This window comes from Sphingomonas flavalba (assembly GCF_004796535.1).
Lineage (GTDB): Bacteria > Pseudomonadota > Alphaproteobacteria > Sphingomonadales > Sphingomonadaceae > Sphingomonas_L > Sphingomonas_L flavalba.
On sequence record NZ_SPHY01000002.1, the window covers coordinates 321853 to 338943 of the forward strand.

General features: G+C 69.2%; 17 protein-coding genes. 6 read left to right on the forward strand and 11 right to left on the reverse strand.

Translation table 11 applies throughout. The features are described 5' to 3' along the window. Position 1 precedes the first annotated feature (1 nt). The 3 genes from E4A53_RS03465 to E4A53_RS03475 are packed head-to-tail and all read right to left on the reverse strand — an operon-like array spanning position 2 to position 1566. Positions 2-283: an NAD(P) transhydrogenase subunit alpha part 2 gene (locus tag E4A53_RS03465; RefSeq protein ID WP_136161714.1), complete on the reverse strand. Its 282-nt coding sequence runs from the start codon at positions 281-283 to the stop codon at positions 2-4. A gap of 22 nt (positions 284-305) precedes the next feature. Then, positions 306-1433: an NAD(P) transhydrogenase subunit alpha gene (locus E4A53_RS03470; protein ID WP_136161715.1), complete on the reverse strand. Its 1128-nt coding sequence runs from the start codon at positions 1431-1433 to the stop codon at positions 306-308. 10 nt (positions 1434-1443) lie between these two features. Beyond that, positions 1444-1566, reverse strand: coding sequence for an aa3-type cytochrome c oxidase subunit IV (locus E4A53_RS03475; RefSeq protein WP_206366214.1), 123 nt, complete (start codon positions 1564-1566; stop codon positions 1444-1446). A 157-nt stretch (positions 1567-1723) separates the two neighbouring features. On the opposite strand from E4A53_RS03475, the gene E4A53_RS03480 reads away from it, so the two are divergent. The 3 genes from E4A53_RS03480 to E4A53_RS03490 are packed head-to-tail and all read left to right on the forward strand — an operon-like array spanning position 1724 to position 4269. After that, positions 1724-3157, forward strand: coding sequence for a sigma-54-dependent transcriptional regulator (locus tag E4A53_RS03480; RefSeq protein ID WP_136161717.1), 1434 nt, complete (start codon positions 1724-1726; stop codon positions 3155-3157). Positions 3158-3217: 60 nt separating this feature from the next. Next, positions 3218-3562, forward strand: a complete 345-nt coding sequence (locus E4A53_RS03485; RefSeq protein ID WP_239018114.1) for a DUF167 domain-containing protein — start codon at positions 3218-3220, stop codon at positions 3560-3562. Next, the gene (locus tag E4A53_RS03490) at positions 3559-4269 is read left to right on the forward strand and encodes a glutathione S-transferase N-terminal domain-containing protein (protein WP_136161718.1); all 711 of its coding nucleotides are present in this window, start codon (positions 3559-3561) and stop codon (positions 4267-4269) included. The genes E4A53_RS03485 and E4A53_RS03490 overlap by 4 nt, the downstream gene beginning before the upstream one ends. Before the next feature lie 52 nt (positions 4270-4321). Here the strand turns inward: E4A53_RS03490 and folP are convergent, their stop codons facing one another. The 5 genes from folP to glmM form a co-directional block, all read right to left on the reverse strand. After that, complete coding sequence (gene folP, locus E4A53_RS03495) at positions 4322-5398, reverse strand: dihydropteroate synthase (protein WP_239018120.1); 1077 nt, start codon at positions 5396-5398, stop codon at positions 4322-4324. Positions 5399-5400: 2 nt separating this feature from the next. Then, entirely contained in the window at positions 5401-6519 is a 1119-nt protein-coding gene (locus E4A53_RS03500) for a site-specific DNA-methyltransferase (RefSeq protein WP_275401793.1), read from the reverse strand. 192 nt (positions 6520-6711) lie between these two features. After that, on the reverse strand, positions 6712-7314 hold the full coding sequence (locus tag E4A53_RS03505; protein ID WP_136161719.1) for a ribonuclease HII: 603 nt from the start codon (positions 7312-7314) through the stop codon (positions 6712-6714). Then, positions 7311-8435, reverse strand: a complete 1125-nt coding sequence (gene thiD, locus E4A53_RS03510) for a bifunctional hydroxymethylpyrimidine kinase/phosphomethylpyrimidine kinase (RefSeq protein ID WP_136161720.1) — start codon at positions 8433-8435, stop codon at positions 7311-7313. Before thiD ends, E4A53_RS03505 begins: the two co-directional genes overlap by 4 nt. Continuing rightward, on the reverse strand, positions 8432-9769 hold the full coding sequence (gene glmM / locus E4A53_RS03515; protein WP_136161721.1) for a phosphoglucosamine mutase: 1338 nt from the start codon (positions 9767-9769) through the stop codon (positions 8432-8434). The genes thiD and glmM overlap by 4 nt, the downstream gene beginning before the upstream one ends. Positions 9770-9823: 54 nt before the next feature. Here glmM and E4A53_RS03520 point away from each other — a divergent pair, with 54 nt between their 5' ends. The 3 genes from E4A53_RS03520 (at position 9824) to E4A53_RS03530 (ending at position 12567) form a co-directional block, all read left to right on the forward strand. Next, positions 9824-10822 carry an aldo/keto reductase gene (locus tag E4A53_RS03520; RefSeq protein WP_136161722.1) on the forward strand — a complete coding sequence of 333 codons (999 nt, stop codon included), beginning with the start codon at positions 9824-9826 and terminating at the stop codon, positions 10820-10822. A 6-nt stretch (positions 10823-10828) separates the two neighbouring features. After that, on the forward strand, positions 10829-11275 hold the full coding sequence (locus tag E4A53_RS03525; protein ID WP_136161723.1) for a YaiI/YqxD family protein: 447 nt from the start codon (positions 10829-10831) through the stop codon (positions 11273-11275). Between the two features lie 68 nt (positions 11276-11343). Next, positions 11344-12567: a glycosyltransferase family 87 protein gene (locus E4A53_RS03530; protein ID WP_136161724.1), complete on the forward strand. Its 1224-nt coding sequence runs from the start codon at positions 11344-11346 to the stop codon at positions 12565-12567. Here E4A53_RS03530 and E4A53_RS03535 read toward each other — a convergent pair. From E4A53_RS03535 to E4A53_RS03545, 3 genes are read right to left on the reverse strand one after another with little or no spacing between them, the layout of a single operon-like run. Continuing rightward, the gene (locus tag E4A53_RS03535) at positions 12555-13853 is read right to left on the reverse strand and encodes an amidohydrolase family protein (RefSeq protein WP_136161725.1); all 1299 of its coding nucleotides are present in this window, start codon (positions 13851-13853) and stop codon (positions 12555-12557) included. The genes E4A53_RS03530 and E4A53_RS03535 overlap by 13 nt on opposite strands. Next, positions 13850-15259 carry an amidohydrolase gene (locus E4A53_RS03540; RefSeq protein ID WP_136161726.1) on the reverse strand — a complete coding sequence of 470 codons (1410 nt, stop codon included), beginning with the start codon at positions 15257-15259 and terminating at the stop codon, positions 13850-13852. Before E4A53_RS03540 ends, E4A53_RS03535 begins: the two co-directional genes overlap by 4 nt. Continuing rightward, complete coding sequence (locus E4A53_RS03545) at positions 15246-17003, reverse strand: peptide MFS transporter (protein ID WP_136161727.1); 1758 nt, start codon at positions 17001-17003, stop codon at positions 15246-15248. Before E4A53_RS03545 ends, E4A53_RS03540 begins: the two co-directional genes overlap by 14 nt. Positions 17004-17091 lie beyond the last annotated feature (88 nt).

Sequence of the window (17091 nt, forward strand, 5' to 3'; positions counted from 1 at the left end):
CCTAGCGCCCCTTCTTCTTGTACATCGCCAACATGCGTTCGGTCACCGCGAAGCCGCCGAAGATATTGACGCTAGCCAGCACCACCGCCGCCAGCCCCAGCCATTTCGACAGGGGCGACCCCGCCGCCGCGCTGGCGATCAGCGCGCCGACGATGATCACCGACGAAATCGCATTGGTCACCGCCATCAGCGGCGTGTGCAGCGCCGGCGTCACTGACCAGACGACATAATAGCCGACGAAGCAGGCGAGCACGAAAATCGAGAGGATCGAAATGAAGTCCATCGTCGAGGTCCTTGTCTCGCGGTCAGCCGAGCAGGCGGGTGTTCACCACCTTGCCGCCCTGAGTCAGGCGGATCGCCTGGGTGATCTCGTCGTCGTCGGGCAGGATGGGCCGGCCCTGTTCCTTGTCCCAGAAGGCACTGAGGAAATTGTACAGGTTGCGCGCGAACAGCGCCGACGCGTCCGCCGCCAGCCGGCCGGGCACGTTGCGGTGGCCGACGATCCTGACGCCGTGCTTCTCGGCAATCTCGCCGGCAACCGCGCCCTCGACATTGCCGCCCTGCTCCACCGCCAGGTCGACGATCACGCTGCCCGGCCGCATCGACGCGATCTGCGCGTCGGAGATCAGCCGGGGCGCCGCCCGGCCGGGGATCAGCGCGGTGGTGATGACGATGTCCTGCTTGGCGATATGGCTGGAGACAAGATCGGCCTGCGCCGCCTTGTACTCGTCGCTCATCTCGGTGGCGTAGCCGCCGGAGCCTTCACCCTCGATGCCTTTGACCGCCTCGACGAAGATCGCCTTGGCGCCAAGGCTCTCGATCTGTTCCTTGGTCGCGGAGCGGACGTCGGTGGCGGACACCTGCGCGCCCAGCCGCCGCGCGGTGGCGATTGCCTGCAGGCCGGCCACGCCGACGCCCATCACGAACACGCGTGCGGCGGAGATCGTGCCGGCGGCGGTCATCATCATCGGAAAGGCCCGGCCGTAGACGCCGGCCGCATCGATCACCGCCTTGTAACCGGACAGGTTCGACTGCGACGACAATATGTCCATCGACTGGGCACGGGTGATGCGCGGCATGAACTCCATGGCCAGCGCGTCGACCCCCAGCGCGGCATAGGCGTCCACCCGCGCCCGCTCGCCGAACGGGTTCAACCCGGCGACCAGCCAGGCGCCTTGCTTCACGCCTTTCAGGCTGTCCGGCACCGGCCCCTGCACGCCAAGCAGGATGTCGGCATCGGCCAGCGCCGCGGCGCGCGTGCCGACGGTGGCGCCGGCATCGGCATAGGCGGTATCGGCAATCGACGCGCCGGCGCCGGCGCCGGCCTCGACCGCGACGGTGGCGCCCAACGCGATGAATTTCTTCACCGTTTCCGGGCTGGCCGAGACGCGGGTTTCGCCGGCGGCGGTTTCCTTCAGGACCGCTATCTTCATCGCAGACCGCTCAGCGCGCGATCAGCATGATGATGATCATCGTCGTTACGAAGCTGATAATCGCCGAATATTTGATCAGCGACGTGAAACCGGAATAGGTCTGCTCGTGAGCATCGAAGTCGTTGGTCGCCACGGGCGCGCCCTCCCCTTGAATCCTACGCCGCCTCCTTAGCCAGCCGGCCTGCCCTTCTCAAGCCTTTTGGCCGGCGCTGGGCGCCGAGGCGGTTTAATCCGCCATTTACACTGCGGTGCTAGATCCTGTCTCTCATAGGGACTGTGGATAGGGGATCATGGCGCGCAACGGAGTTCGCCTGTTGATGCTGGTCGATGACGAACCGGCGCAGCGCCGGCTGGTATCGGCCATCGCGGCGCGGGCCGGCTGGCGGACGATCGGCGCCGCCAACGGCGAGACCGCGATCGCCACGCTCGGCACCCAGGACGGACTGTCGCTCGACGCCGTGCTGATCGACCATGCCCTGCCTTCCGCCGATCTGACAGGGCTGATCTGCGCGATCCGCGACCGGCGACCGGCGCTGCCGGTGGTGACGATGACCGCGCTCGATTCCGCCGAGGTCGCGGTCGAGGCGATGCGTGCCGGCGCCACCGATTTCCTGCTGAAGCCGATCGCGCCAGACCGGCTGCTAGCCGCACTCGACGCGGCGGTGAACAGCGGCGCCGGTGGCGGTGAGCTGCGCCCGCTGTCCGAAAAGATCAGCGCGCCGCTCGGCTTCGACGAGATCGTCGGCGCCGCGCCGCGCTTCCGCGCCGCCCTCGCCATCGCCGCCAAGGCCGCGCGCGCGCGCGTGCCGGTGCTGATCGAAGGAGAAAGCGGCACCGGCAAGGAACTGGTGGCGGAGGCGATCCACGCCGCCTCGCCCCGCGCCAAGCGGCCGCTGATCGCGGTCAATTGCGGCGCAATTCCCGAAAACCTCGTCGAATCGGAATTGTTCGGCCATGAACGCGGCGCCTTCACCGGCGCGTTCGAACGCAAGGTCGGCCGATTCCAGGAGGCGGACGGCGGCACCCTGTTCCTCGACGAGGTCGCCGAACTGCCGCTCGATGCGCAGGTCAAGCTGCTGCGCGTGCTGGAAACCGGCGACATCCAGCCGGTCGGCGGCCGCGTCGTCCACGACATCGACGCGCGCGTCATCGCCGCGACCAACAAGGTGCTGCTCGACGAAGTCGCCGCCGGGCGCTTTCGCGAGGATCTGTATTATCGGCTGAACGTCGTCCAGCTCGTTATCCCGCCGCTGCGCGACCGCAAGGGCGACATTCCCGCCATCGCCCGCCACCTGCTCGCCCGAATCGCGCGCCAGCCGGGCCTGCGCGGCCTCGGCATCACCGACGAGGCGCTGTCGCTGCTCACCGGCTATGACTGGCCGGGCAATGTCCGCCAGCTCCAGAACGCGCTGTTCCGTGCCGCGGTGCTGTGTGAGAGCGACGCGCTGACCACCGACGATTTCCCGCAGATCGCCCAGCGGTTCAGCGGCGCAGACCAGCCGCAGGCACCGGCGACGGCGCTGAACGCCACCGGCTCCGGCGTCACCCTGTTCGAAGCGGACGGCCATCTGCGCTCGCTCGAGGCGATCGAAGCCGACGTGATCCGCCTCGCCATCGGCCATTACCGCGGCCGGATGACCGAAGTCGCCCGCCGCCTCGGCATCGGCCGCTCGACCCTCTACCGCAAGCTCGCCGAACTCGGCATCGGCGACGCGGCGGCGTAAATTCCCCCGGCCCGCGCCGCGTCCTTCAAACCCGCCGCCATGCCCCCTACATAGGCGGCAATGCCCACCGCCGCTTTGTCCGCCATGATCGTCGCCGACGGGCTGCGCCTGCCGTTGCGGCTGACCCCGCGCGCCCGGCGCAGCGCGATTACCGGTCTTGGCGCCGATGCCGACGGCCGGCCGCTGGTCCAGCTCCGCGTCGCCGCACCGCCGGTCGAGGGGGCCGCCAACGCCGCGCTCGCCACGTTTCTCGCCACCACTCTCGGCGTCCGCAAGGCTGACGTCACCCTGCTGTCCGGCGCCACTGCACGGGTGAAGATGGTGCACGTCGCCGGCGACGGGCCGGCACTCGCCGCCCGCCTCGACGCCATTCTCAGTTCCGTCCCGAAAGGAGATTCGCAATGACCGACCTGTCCGCCTTCCCGATCACCCGCCGCTGGCCCGCCGCCCATCCCGACCGGATTCAGCTCTATTCGCTGCCGACGCCCAACGGTGTGAAGGTGTCGATCATGCTGGAGGAAACCGGCCTGCCCTATGAGCCGCACCTGATTGATATCGGCAAGGACGAGACCTGGACGCCCGAATTCCTGTCGCTCAACCCCAACGGCAAGATCCCGGCGATCATCGATCCCGACGGTCCCGGCGGCAAGCCGCTCGGCCTGTTCGAATCCGGCGCGATCCTGCTCTACCTCGCCGAAAAGACCGGCAAATTCCTGCCAGCCGACCCAGCGCTGCGCTATGAAACCATCCAGTGGGTGTTCTTCCAGATGGCGGCGATCGGCCCAATGTTCGGCCAGGTCGGTTTCTTCCACCGCTTCGCCGGCAAAGAGTTCGCCGACAAACGCCCGCTGGAACGGTACGTCAACGAAACGAAGCGCCTGCTCGGCGTGCTGGAAACCCGCCTCGACGGCCGCGACTGGATCATGGGCGACGCCTATACCATCGCCGATATTGCCACCCTCGGCTGGGTGCGCAACCTGATAACCTTCTACGAAGCCCGCGACCTCGTCGCCTATGACAGCCTGACCCACGTCCCCGCCTGGCTCGAACGCGGCCTTGCCCGGCCCGCCGTCCAGCGCGGCCTGACCATCCCGGCCCGCCCAGCGGCCTGACCCACAAGTCCGTCATCGCGAGCCCCCGGATGGGGCGCTCGCGGTGGCGCGCTTACCCGACCAGCGCCTGGTCCCGCATCCCGCGCCACAGCTTCACCGCCTGCACCGTCTCCGCCGCGTCGTGGACGCGCAGCAGGTGGACGCCGCGCGCCACGCCGTGCAGCGCCACCGCCAGCGACCCGCCCAGCCGCTCCTCGGCGGGCACCTCGCCGGCCAGCGCGCCGATGAAACGTTTGCGGCTGGCGCCCAGCATTACCGCGCAGCCAAGGCCGTTCAGCATCGCCAGCCCGTTCAGCAGCGCCAGATTGTCCGCCACCCCCTTGCCGAATCCGATACCGGGGTCGACGATGATCCGGTCGCGCGCAATGCCGGCGGCGACGGCCGCGTCCACCCGGTCGGCCAGCCAGTCGTAAACCTCGATCAGCGGGTCGCTCAGCTTCGGCCCGTCATGCAGGTTGCGGCCGCTATGATGCATCAAAATGACCGGGCAGCCGGCCTTCGCCACCACTTCGGCCGCGCGCTCGTCATGGAGCAGTGCAGACACATCGTTGACCAGCCCGGCACCGGCGGCCAGCGCCGCCTCCATCACCGCCGCCTTGCGGGTGTCGATCGACACCGCGACGCCACCGGCCGCCAGCCGCTCGACCACCGGTACCACCCGCTTGATCTCGTCGCCTTCCCAGACGGTTGTCGCCCCCGGCCGCGTCGATTCCCCGCCGACGTCGATCAGCGCTGCGCCCGCCTCCGCCATCGCGAAGCCGGCATCGGCGGCGGCCTGCGGCTCCGCGGCATTGCCGTCGCCGGAAAAGCTGTCGGGCGTCACATTAAGGATCGCGGCAACCTGCGGCTGGTCAAGCCGGATTACCCTTTCGCGGACAGTGATCGGCGCGCGCGGCGCCGCGAAGCGGGCGAGCAGCGGCGCCACCTCGTCCGGCAGCCGGTCCTGTTCGGCCACCGGCACCAGCGCCCGGCCGCAGCGCGTGCCGCCGCTTTCGACGATCACCTCCCACGCCGCGTGCCACAACATCGTGCCCGCCAGCCGCGCCACCTGCCCGTCATTGCCGACCGGCGTGTCGACAAAGCCTTCCGGCCGCAGATAAACCTTGGCGCCCGGCGGAATCGCCGGCAGCGTCACGGCTGTGTCGCCAGCAGATAGGTCTGGCGCAGCGTGTCGACCGGCTTCAGCGCCCCGTCCTGTTCATGGTGCCAGAACGTCCAGCCGTTGCACGACGGCGCGCCCTGTACGCTGGCGCCGACCTTGTGGATCGACCCCGTGGCATCGCCCGACAGCAGCGATCCGTCGGCACGCACCGTCGCCCGCCAGCGCCGCCTGATGTCGGTCAGCACCGTGCCCGGCGTGATCATTCCGGTTTCGACCAGCGTGCCGAACGGCACCCGCGGCGCCGCGCGCGGCGCCTGCATCGTCGCCAGCGCGGATTCGTCCAGCGGCAGCGCGTCGGCGATCCGCTGCTCGGCAACCTCGACATAGCTCGGCTCGCGTTCGATGCCGATGAAATGCCGGCCCAGCCGCCGCGCCACCGCGCCGGTGGTGCCGGTGCCGAAGAACGGGTCGAGGATGATGTCGCCGGGCTTCGTGCAGGCCAGCAGGATGCGATAGAGCAGCGCCTCCGGCTTCTGGGTCGGGTGGGCCTTGGTGCCGCCGCGTTTCAGCCTTTCCTGCCCGCCGCAGATCGGCAGCACCCAGTCGGAACGCATCTGCAATTCGTCGTTCAGTGTCTTCATCGCGCGGTAATTGAATGTGTAGCGCGCATTCTCGCCATGCGCCGCCCAGATCAGCGTTTCATGCGCGTTGGTAAAGCGCGTGCCCTTGAAATTCGGCATCGGGTTGGCCTTGCGCCAGACGATGTCGTTCAAGATCCAGAAACCGCCGTCCTGCAATGCGGTGCCGACGCGGAAGATGTTGTGATAGCTGCCGATCACCCACAGGCTGCCGTCGGGCTTCAGCACCCGCCGCGCCTCGGCCAGCCAGGCGCGGGTGAAGCGGTCATAGGCGGCAAAGGTGTCGAACTTGTCCCAGTCATTGTCGACCGCATCGACCCGCCCGCCTTCCGGCCGGTACAGGTCGCCGCCAAGCTGGAGGTTATAGGGCGGGTCGGCAAAGATCATGTCGACGCTCGCCGCCGGCAGCGCACGCATCGCCGCGATGCAGTCGTCCATCAGGATCCGGTCGACCAGCAGCCCCTTGACGGGTGCCGCCGCGCTCCGCCTGACCTTGGTAATGACCCCCAAAACACCCTCCCGCAAAATCGGGGGGCAAAGTGAGTCACCAGCGACTCGCGGTCAAGTCTCACTTTTATTTTTCGACTGGAGTCAATAGGTAATATCGCAAAACGAAACGGGAACGACCCCAACATATGGCGGCCCGCCATGCGCGCGCACCGCAAGCGCTGGTGGTGTGATTCAAAAGACTCAAACGTCGAATTACAGCGCCAGCCAGGCCTGCGCGACCGGCGCGAAGCTGCGGCGGTGGTACCGCGTCGGGCCAAGGCGGATCAGCGCGTCGCGGTGCTCGCGTGATCCGTATCCCTTGTTCCGCGCCCAGCCATAGCCCGGATATTCGGCGTCCAGCGCGATCATCATCGCATCGCGATGCTGCTTGGCGACGATCGACGCGGCGGCGATCGACAGGCACAGCGCGTCGCCGCCGACGATCGCGGCGGACGGGTGCGCCCAGCGCGGGCAACGATTGCCGTCGATCAGCACCATGCCCGGCGCAACGCCAAGCGCGGCAACCGCCCGCTCCATCGCCAGCATCGTCGCGTGAAGGATGTTCAGCCGGTCGATCTCGTCGACATCGGCCAGGCCGACGCCGACCCGCGCCACCGCGGCGATCCGCGCGGCCAGCGCGGCACGGGCGGCGGCGGACAGCTTCTTGGAATCGTCGATGCCGTCCGGCACCCCGGTGACGGGCAGGATCACCGCCGCCGCGACCACCGGCCCGCACAGCGGCCCGCGCCCCGCTTCGTCGACGCCGACCACCGGCGCCGGGTGGTCGGCCTCAAGGCGCCGGTCCGGGCCGCTCATCCCAGCCGCCAGGGCGGAAAGCGCCGGTTCTCGCCGGCGCGGTACAGGCAGACGCGGTTACCGCCGGGGTCGCGCAGCCAGGCCTCGCGCCAGCCCCAGCGCTGCTCCGTCGCTGGCGCCTCCACCGCATAGCCGGCCGCCGCCATCCGCGCCGCCGCCGCATCGGGGTCGGCGCATTCCAGATAGACGCCGCCGGCCTCGCCCGCCGCGACCGACAGCGTCGCGCCCCCGGCGCTTTCGAACCGCGCATAACGGCCCGGCGCGTCGACGATCCGGGTCAGGCCCAGCGCGTCGTAGAACGCGACCGACGCCGCCTGGTCGGTGGCCCCCACCGTCATCTGGTTCAGCATCGGCGCGGTGCCGGCAATATCCAGGCGGACGGCGGCATGGCCCATCGGCCCATGCCCGCGCCCCAGCCCCGGCGCCTCCTTCAGGGCGATCCGCACGAACAGCCGCGCCCGCGCCACCGCCTCGTCCAGCGCCAGCCCGGCGCCCAGCCCGGCGGCGATCGCACTGGCCAGCGTGCAGCCGGTGCCATGGCTGTGCACGGTATCGATCCGCTCGCCCTCGAACCGCATCTCGCCCTCCGGCGTGACAAGCCGGTCGACAATCGTCGTGCCGTCGGCATGCCCGCCCTTGACCAGCACCGCCCGGCCGGTGCGCGCGACGATCGCTTTCGCATCGCCGCCCAGCGCCGCCAATTCAGGCAGATTGGGGGTGGTGACGGTGGCAATCGCCATCAGCCGGTCGAAGGCGGCGATCGTTCCGGCGTCGGCCAGCACCGATCCGCTGGTCGCGATCATCACCGGGTCGAAGACGATCGGCACGCCTGTCATCCGCGCCAGCCGGTCGGCCACCGCTCCGGCCGTCTCCGGCGATCCGATCATGCCGATCTTGACCGCGTCGACGCCGATATCGTCGGCAACCGCGTCGATCTGGGCGATGACCATGTCGGTCGGCACCGCATGGACCGCGCTCACCCCCTGCGTGTTCTGGGCGGTGATCGCGGCGATCGCGGTCATCGGGTGGCCGCCCAGCATGGTGACGGTGCGGATATCCGCCTGAATGCCGGCACCGCCGCCGGAATCGGAGCCGGCGACGATCAGGATGCGCGCGGTCACGCCACCGCCGCCACCGCCGCACAGATGCGGTCGACCAGCGCCTCGACCTGCGCCGCATCGTCGCCTTCCGCCATCACCCGGATCAGCGGCTCCGTGCCGGACCGGCGGATGACCAGCCGCCCGCGCCCGTTCAGCTCGGCCTCCGCCTCGGCGATCACCGCCTTCACGCGTGCGTCGTCCAGCGGGCGGCCGCCACTGTGGCGGACATTCTTCAGCAATTGCGGCACCGGCTCGAACAGCCGCAGCAATTCGCTCGCCGGCCGCCCCTCCGTCACCAGTTCGGCGAGGATCTGCAACGCAGCGATCAGCCCGTCGCCGGTCGTCGCATGATCGGACATGATGATATGGCCGGACTGTTCGCCGCCGACATTGAACCCGCCCGACCGCATCCGTTCCAGCACATAGCGGTCGCCGACCCCGGCGCGCTCCAGCGTCAGCCCTTCGGCGGCCAGCAGCCGCTCCAGCCCCAGATTGGACATGACCGTCGCGACCAGCCCGCCGCCGCGCAGCTGCCCGCGCTTTGCCCAGCGCGTCGCGATCAGCGCCATCAACTGGTCGCCGTCGACCACCCGCGCCTTTTCATCGACCACGATCAGCCGGTCGGCGTCGCCGTCAAGCGCGATGCCGATATGCGCGCCGGACGCCGCGACCGTTTCCTGCAACAGCGCCGGCGCGGTCGATCCGACCTGATCGTTGATGTTGCGGCCGTTGGGGGTAACCCCGATCGGGATCACATCCGCTCCCAGTTCCCACAGCGCGGCGGGGGCGACCTGATAGGCGGCGCCATTGGCGCAATCGACGACGACGCGCAGCCCGTCGAGGCTCAGACGATCGGGGAAGGTCGACTTGGCGGCGTGGATGTAGCGGCCGCGCGCGTCCTCCACCCGGCGGGCGCGGCCGGTGCGTTCGGCCGGCGCCAGCACCGGCTCGGCATCGATCAGCGCCTCGATCGCCGCCTCGTCGGCATCCGACAGCTTGTAGCCGTCCGGCCCGAATAATTTGATCCCGTTATCCTGGAACGGGTTGTGGCTGGCGGAGATCATCACGCCCAGGTCGGCGCGCATCGAACGGGCGAGCAGCGCCACCGCCGGTGTCGGCATCGGCCCAACCTGGACGACATCCATGCCGACGCTGGTGAAGCCGGCGACCAGCGCCGATTCCATCACATAGCCCGACAGGCGGGTATCCTTGCCGATGACGACGCGGTGGACATGGTCACCGCGCGCAAAGTGGGCCCCGGCGGCCATGCCGACCTTCATCGCCATCTCGGCGGTCATCGGCGCCTGGTTGACCCGGCCGCGAATGCCGTCGGTGCCGAAGAATTTCCTGTTCACATTCTACCCCGATCCGCCACTATGCGCGGCCCTGATAGCGCGGAGAGACCCATCATGAAATATCGCACGCTCGGCGACGGGCTCGTCGTATCGGCACTTGGCCTCGGCTGCATGCCGATGGCCGGCGTCGGCGGCGACATGTACGGCGTCGCCGACGAAGCGGAATCGATCGCGACGATCCACCGCGCGATCGATCTCGGCGTCACTTTCTTCGACACCGCAGAAATATACGGCCCCTATCATAATGAGGAACTGCTCGGCCGCGCGATCCGGGGGCGGCGCGACGGGCTGGTCATCGCCACCAAGTTCGGTTTCCGGTTCAACGCCGATACCAGCGTCACCGGCGTCGATTCCAGCCCGGCCAATGTCCGCCGCGTCTGCGACGAATCGCTGCGCCGCCTCGGCATCGACACCATCGACCTGTTCTACCAGCACCGTGTCGACCCGGCGGTGCCGGTCGAGGAAACCGTCGGCGCGATGGCGGATCTGGTCCGCGCCGGTAAGGTCCGCCATCTCGGCCTGTCGGAAGCCGGCGCCGACACCATCCGCCGCGCCGCCACCGTCCACCCGATTGCCGCGCTGCAATCGGAATATTCGCTGTGGGAACGCGATATAGAGGTGGACATTCTGCCCGCCTGCCGCGCGCTCGGCATCGGCCTGGTGCCCTATTCCCCCCTCGGCCGCGGCTTCCTCACCGGCCGCTTTGCCAGCCGGGCGGACCTGCCGCCGGGCGATTACCGGCTGGGCGACCCGCGCTATGCGGAAGGGAATTTCGAAAGCAACATGCGGGTCGTTACCGTCGCCCGCGCAATCGCGGAGCGCCAGGGCATTTCTCCCGCGCAGGTCGCTCTGGCCTGGCTGCTTGCGCAGGGCGACGCGATCGTGCCGATCCCCGGCTCGAAACGGCGGGTGACACTCGAAGACAGCATGGCCGCCGCCGATGTCGCGCTGACCGCCGACGATCTGGCCGCGCTCGACGCCGCGGCGCCACGCGGCGCCACCGCCGGGCTGCGCTACGGCAATGAACGGGCGCTGGCGATGGTGCGGCTGTAACGCGCCATGGCGATTCTCGTCGATGCCGACGCCTGCCCGGTCAAGGATGAGGTCTACCGCGTCGCCCTGCGCCGGGGCGTGCAAGTCACCATCGTCAGCAACGGGCCGATCCGCATTCCGCCGCACCCGCTGATCGGCCGGGTGCAGGTCGGCTCCGGCTTCGACGCCGCCGACGACTGGATCGCCGAACGCGCCGGGCCGGCGACGCTGGTCGTCACCGCCGACATCCTGCTCGCCGACCGCTGCCTCAAGGCGGGCGCCACCGTGCTTTCGCCAAACGGCAAGCCGTTCACCACCAGCTCGATCGGCAACGCCATCGCCGTGCGCGCGATCATGGCGGACCTGCGCGCCGGCGGCGACAGCATCGGCGGGCCGCCGCCCTTCACCAAGACGGATCGTTCCCGCTTCCTCTCCGCCCTCGACGAAGCCCTGACCCGCCTCGCACGCGTTTGACCGGCAAGCGGCGCCAACCCGCTTCAGCCTAAAGCGCTTGCTAACCATCGTGCTGCTATCGCCGGCCCATGTGGACGGCAATGGCAAGCGGCGACTGGGTGAACGAACGGCGGGTGCGGCTGGTCTGCCGGCTGCTGCTGGCCGCGACGCTGCTCTCCGCCGCCGCGCTGCTGCTCACCGCCAGCGGCACGCTCGACCGGCTCGGCCGGCCGGTCGGCACGGATTTCTCCAATGTCTACGCCGCCGGGCGCATGGCGCTGGACGGCCACGCCGCCACCGCCTGGCTGTGGCCGGAGCATTATCAGGTGCAGCAGGCGGTCCATCACAGCGCGACCGTGCCGTTCTACGGCTGGCACTACCCGCCGCCGTTCCTGCTGCTCGCAGCGCTGCTCGCGCTACTTCCCTATCTCGCCGCGCTGGCGCTGTGGCAGGGGGTGACGCTGGCCGGCGCGGTGCTGGTCGTCCGCCGGATCGCACCGGGGCGCGGCACCCTGCTCGCCGCGCTCGCTGCGCCTGCAACCTTCGTCTGCCTCGGCCACGGCCAGAACGCCTTCCTGACCGCCGCGCTGCTCGGCGGCGGGCTGTGGCTGCTCGACCGGCGGCCGCGGCTGGCCGGGCTGCTGCTCGGCTGTCTGGTCTACAAGCCACAATTCGCACTGCTGCTGCCGGTGGTGCTGGTCGCCGCCGGCAACCGCCGCGCTTTCATGGGCGCCACCACGTCATCGCTCGGCCTGTGCGCCGCCACCTTCGCGCTGTGGGGTTGGCCGGTATGGCAGGCGTTCCTCGATTCCCTGCCGCTCACCCGCGCGGTGGTGATCGAGGCCGGCGAGACCGGCTGGGAAAAGATCGTCAGCGCCTTCGCTGCCGCCCGCGCCCTCGGTGCGCCGCTGCCGCTTGCCTATGCGGCGCAGGGGCTGGCGACCGGCCTCGCCATCGTCGGAGCCGCCGCCGCGGCGCGCTGGGCCAGCCCGGCGGTGCGCGGCGCCACCGTCTGCTGTGCGGCGGTGCTGTCGACGCCCTATGTGCTGGACTATGATCTGGTCATCCTCGGCCCGGCGATCGCCTTCATGGTGGCGGATGCCCGCGCGCGCGGCTGGCTGGCGTGGGAAAAGACCCTGCTCGCCCTCGCCTACGCCGCGCCGCTGTTCGGCCGGCAGGTCGCGGCGTTCAGCCTGATCCCGGTCGACTGGCTGGCGACCGTCGCGCTGTTCGCCCTCGCCCTGCGCCGCGCCTGGCTGCTCGACCTGAATGGCGCTGCGCCATGGCGCGGCGCCGTCGGTCAGCGGTCATAGGCCTTGGGCAGCGCCCCTTCGCCCGGCGTCGCATAGCGGTCGCGCAGCCGCTGCTGGCGGGTGACGGTCGGTTGCTGCACGCCGTCGATGAACACCGCCTCGGCCGCCGAACTCAGTTCCAGCGGGTCGCCGCTCCACACCACCACATCGGCATGGCGGCCGGGGCGCAGCGAACCGTATTCGCCGCCCAGCCCGATCGCCTCCGCCGGGCCGGAGGTGATCGCCGCCAGCGCCTGCGCCCAGCTCAGCCCGGCTGCCCCCGGCAGTTTGGCCAGCGCCACCAGATTGCCGGCATATTGCAGTTCCTGCCGCGCCTGCCGCGTGTCGTTGTCGCCGATCATGCCGATGCCAACCTTGACCCCGGCCTTGACCATCCGGCCGATGTTCGACTGGGTCGCCGCCAGCGTCTCGAATGCCGCCGGCAGATCGTTCAGCGCGGACGCGATCACCGGCACCCCGGCGGCGGCGATCTGCGGTGCCACCGTCCAACCCTCGCTGACCCCGACCAGCACCAGCTTCAGCTCCGGGAAATCCTTGCGCAGCGCCAGCGCCGCCAGGATATCGCTGCCCCGCTCGACATGGGCGAGCAGCGGCACCTTGCCGGTGACGACCGGCACCAGCGCCGCTGCGTCGGTGCGGTTGAACAGCGCGGTATTGTCCCGGCCGCCATAGCCGGCCGGGTTACGCGCATAGTCGCGCGCCGAGTTGAGCGCATTGCGCAGGTAGGTGTGGGCCGCGCCCCGGCTGCCGCCGGCGCTCGCCGCCCCGTCCTCGCCCAGCTCGACGAACTGGAAGGCGCGCGGCCTGGTCACCGCGTCCATATCGGCGCCCATGTCGATGACCGCGCCCTGCCCGGCGAACATCCCCGGCCCGGTCGCCGGCGCAACGATCGCCCGCGTCACGCCATGGGCGCGGCTGACGGTGATCGCGCTGGTCCGCGGGTTGACCGCCGGCGCGACGTCGATCGCGGCGGAAAACGGCGCGGTGCGCGCGCGGCTGTCATTGGTCTGGTCGACACCGTCGACCTCGACCAGGCCGATGCGGGTGAAGCCGGCGAAGATGCCCGGCGTCACCCATTTGCCGGTCGCGTCGATCCGCCTGGCGTCGGCGGGCACGGCGACGCCGCTGCCGGCGGCGACCACCCTGCCGTCGCGAATGACGACGGTGCCGCCCTCGATCGGGGCCGAGCCGTCACCGATCGCGACGGTGCCACCGGTGATCGCGATCGTCTCGGCGGCGGCGGGCGCGGCGATCAGCGCGGCGCAGGCGAGCAGGAGGCCCTTCATTTCACGTCTCCCTCGCCGGGCTGGCCCAGCTCGAAATCACTAACCGGTCGCCGTTTCGGGTCGCTCGAATCGTAGAGCAGCGCCCCATCGACCCACACCTTTTCGGGGCGGGAATAGACGCTGAGCGGGTCGCCGTTCCACAGTACGACATCTGCCTCCTTGCCCGGCTTCAGGCTGCCGGTCCTGTCGGCGATGCCCAGCGCCTTCGCCGGGTTGATCGCCAGCCAGGTCCACGCCAGTTCGTCGGGAATAGTCAGGCCCATGCGGCGCCCGGCGGCTAGCGCCTTCGCCACTTCCTGGTTCAGCCGCTGGATGCCGTTCTCGTCGTCGCTGTGGATCATCGCGCACGCGCCGGCGTTCTGGAGCAGCGCCAGATTCTCGTCGATCGCATCGTAGCTTTCCATCTTGAAGCCCCACCAGTCGGCCCAAACCGCGGCGCAGACGTCGTTGGCCTTCAGCAGGTCGGCGATCTTGTAAGCCTCGACCGCGTGGTGGAACGCGGTGACCTTGTAACCGAACTCCTTGGCCATATCGATGACGTTGGCCATCTCGTCGGCGCGGTAGCAGTGGTTCTGGATCAGGATCTCACCGGCCAGCACCCCGGCCAGCGTCTCCATCTGCAGGTCGCGCGCCGGCATCTCACCGCCCGACTTGTTGTATTTGTCCCACTTGCGCTTGTATTCCGCCGCCTTGGCCCAGGTCTGGCGGTCGACCGCCATGTTGCCCATCCGGGTCGACGGCATCTGGTTGCGGCTGCCGAACACCCGCTTCGGATTCTCGCCGCACGCCATCTTCAGGCCGTAAGGCGCGCCGGGGAACTTCATTCCCTGCACCGTGCGGGCATAGACGTTCTTCAGCACCACGGATCGCCCGCCCATCAGGTCGGCGGAACCGGGCAGGATCTGCAGCGTCGTCACCCCGCCATTGGCCAGTGCGCGGCTGAACCCCGGGTCCTGCGGCCAGACGCTGTGCTCGGCCCACACTTCAGCGCGCACCGGTGCCGTTGCCTCATTGCCGTCGGAATGGGCGCGGACGGACGGGCTGGGGTAAACGCCCAGATGGCTGTGGATGTCGATCACGCCGGGCGTCACCCATTTGCCGGCGCCGTCGATCCGGGTCGCCCCGGCCGGCGCGTCGACGCTCTGGCCGAGCGCCACCACCTTGCCGTCGGCGAACAGGATCTGGCCGTCGTCGATCCGCCCGCCCTCGCCGTCGTAGATGGTAACGCCGGTGACCAGCGTCGGCACGCCCGGATAGGGCTTGTAGGTCGACGGATAAGGGTCGGCGCTGAACGCCGGCTTGCTCGGCGGCGGCGTGGCGGCGGCGGCTTTCGGCGCCTCGCCGTTCGCGCACGCGGCGAGCAGCGAAGTCGCGAGGAGGACGGCGAAGCGCTTATTGAACACCATGCATCCACTTCTTGATCAGGGGTGAAAGGGCAAGCAGGACGACGCCGATCGCGGCGGCGGTCAGGCCGATCGTCCAGAACACGCCGGCATAGGTTTCCAGGCTGACCTTCAGGTTGGTCACCTGGCCGCCGACCGTCTGGACGCTGGCGACCTGCGCGACCAGCCCGGCCACGTACTGCGCGCAGCTGATCGACAGGAACCACACGCCCATCATCAGCCCGACGACGCGCGCGATCGACAGCTTGGTTATCATCGACAGGCCGACCGGCGAAATGCACAGTTCCGCCGCCGAATGGACGAAATACAGCCCGGCCAGCCACCACAGCGCCACCTTGAACCCGGAATCGGCATTGTGCGTGCCCCAGACCAGCAGCAGGAAGCCGGCGCCGACGCCGATCAGCGCGATCGCGAACTTGACCGGGATCGACGGCTCCAGCCCCCGCCGGCCAAGCGCGCCCCACAGCATGCTGAACAGCGGCGCCAGCGTGACGATGAAGAAGGCGTTGAAGAACTGCGTCTGCCCCGCGGAGATCGAGAACAGGCCGAACACCGACAGGTCGGTATTGCGGTCGGCGAACAGGGTCAGCGACGATCCGGCCTGCTCGAACAGGGTGAAGAACACCACGTTGAACACCACCAGCACCATCGCCGCCAGCATCATCTGGAACTCGACCCGGCTGCCCGCCTTGTACGACCAGGCGAGGATGGCCGGCACCGCCAGAACGAAGGTGCCGAACAGCAGCTTGCCCATCAGCGGCAGCGCGACCAGATAGCCGATGAAGCCGGCCCCCGGCTCCGCCTGCGGCGTGTTCATCAGGTTGTAGAACAGGAACAGCATCACCGGCACCGCCATCAGCGCGCCGGCGTAGATGATAAGGGAGCGGTCCGGCCCGGCGTTTTCCGGCGGCTCGCCAACCCCGTGCAGCGTGCCGTGGTCGAACTGGATCAGATACCAGGACAGCAGCATGCCAAGCGCGGCAAGGCCGAATCCCGCCCACCAGCCGACCGTCGTCGCCAGCAGCGGGCATAAGAGCTGCGAGAACAGCGAGCCAAGGTTGATGCCCATGTAGAATATAGTGAATCCGGCGTCGCGCCTTCGGTCGCCGGGGGCGTAGAGCGTTCCGACCATCGTCGAGATGTTCGGCTTGAAGAATCCGTTGCCGATGGTGACGAAGGTCAGGCCGATCAGCATCAGCAGCACGTAGAACTCGGACCGGTCGGCGCCGGCGACGAAGCCGCCCTTGGCGATAGTGCGGGCGACGCTGCCGTCCTCGGCCAGCAGCTGGATCGTGCCGTCGTCCTGCCCCTTGATCGCCAACTGACGGGCGCCGTCGATCACATATTGCTGCTTTGCGTCGGCGGCGGAACCGACGACAACCTCGTAGCGCGTCCCCTCGATCGTCGCGTGGGGCTTGGCTGCCCCGCCCTCGAAGCACAGGATGAAGTAGCCGAGCGCCATCAGCACCGCGCCGAACTTCACCGACCGCTTCGATCCCAGATAGCGGTCCGCCATCAGGCCGCCGACCAGCGGCGTCAGATAGACCAGCGCGGTGAATCCGCCGTATAGTCCGTTGGTCGTCTCGTCCGAAAACAGGAAATAATTAGCCAGGTACAGCGTCAGCAGTGCCCGCATGCCGTAGAAGCCGAACCGCTCCATGGCCTCGGTGGTAAACAGGCGGGCCAACTGCGGCGGGTGCCCGAACCAGGTCTTGCCCTCGGGCGTGTCGGCTGCGGGCGTTGCCATGCGTATGATCCCCTCGCGATACGCGACGGGCGCCGGGCACCCCCCGCTTCAAGTCCGCGAAACTAGCGCGGAAATTGCGCGTGTGAAG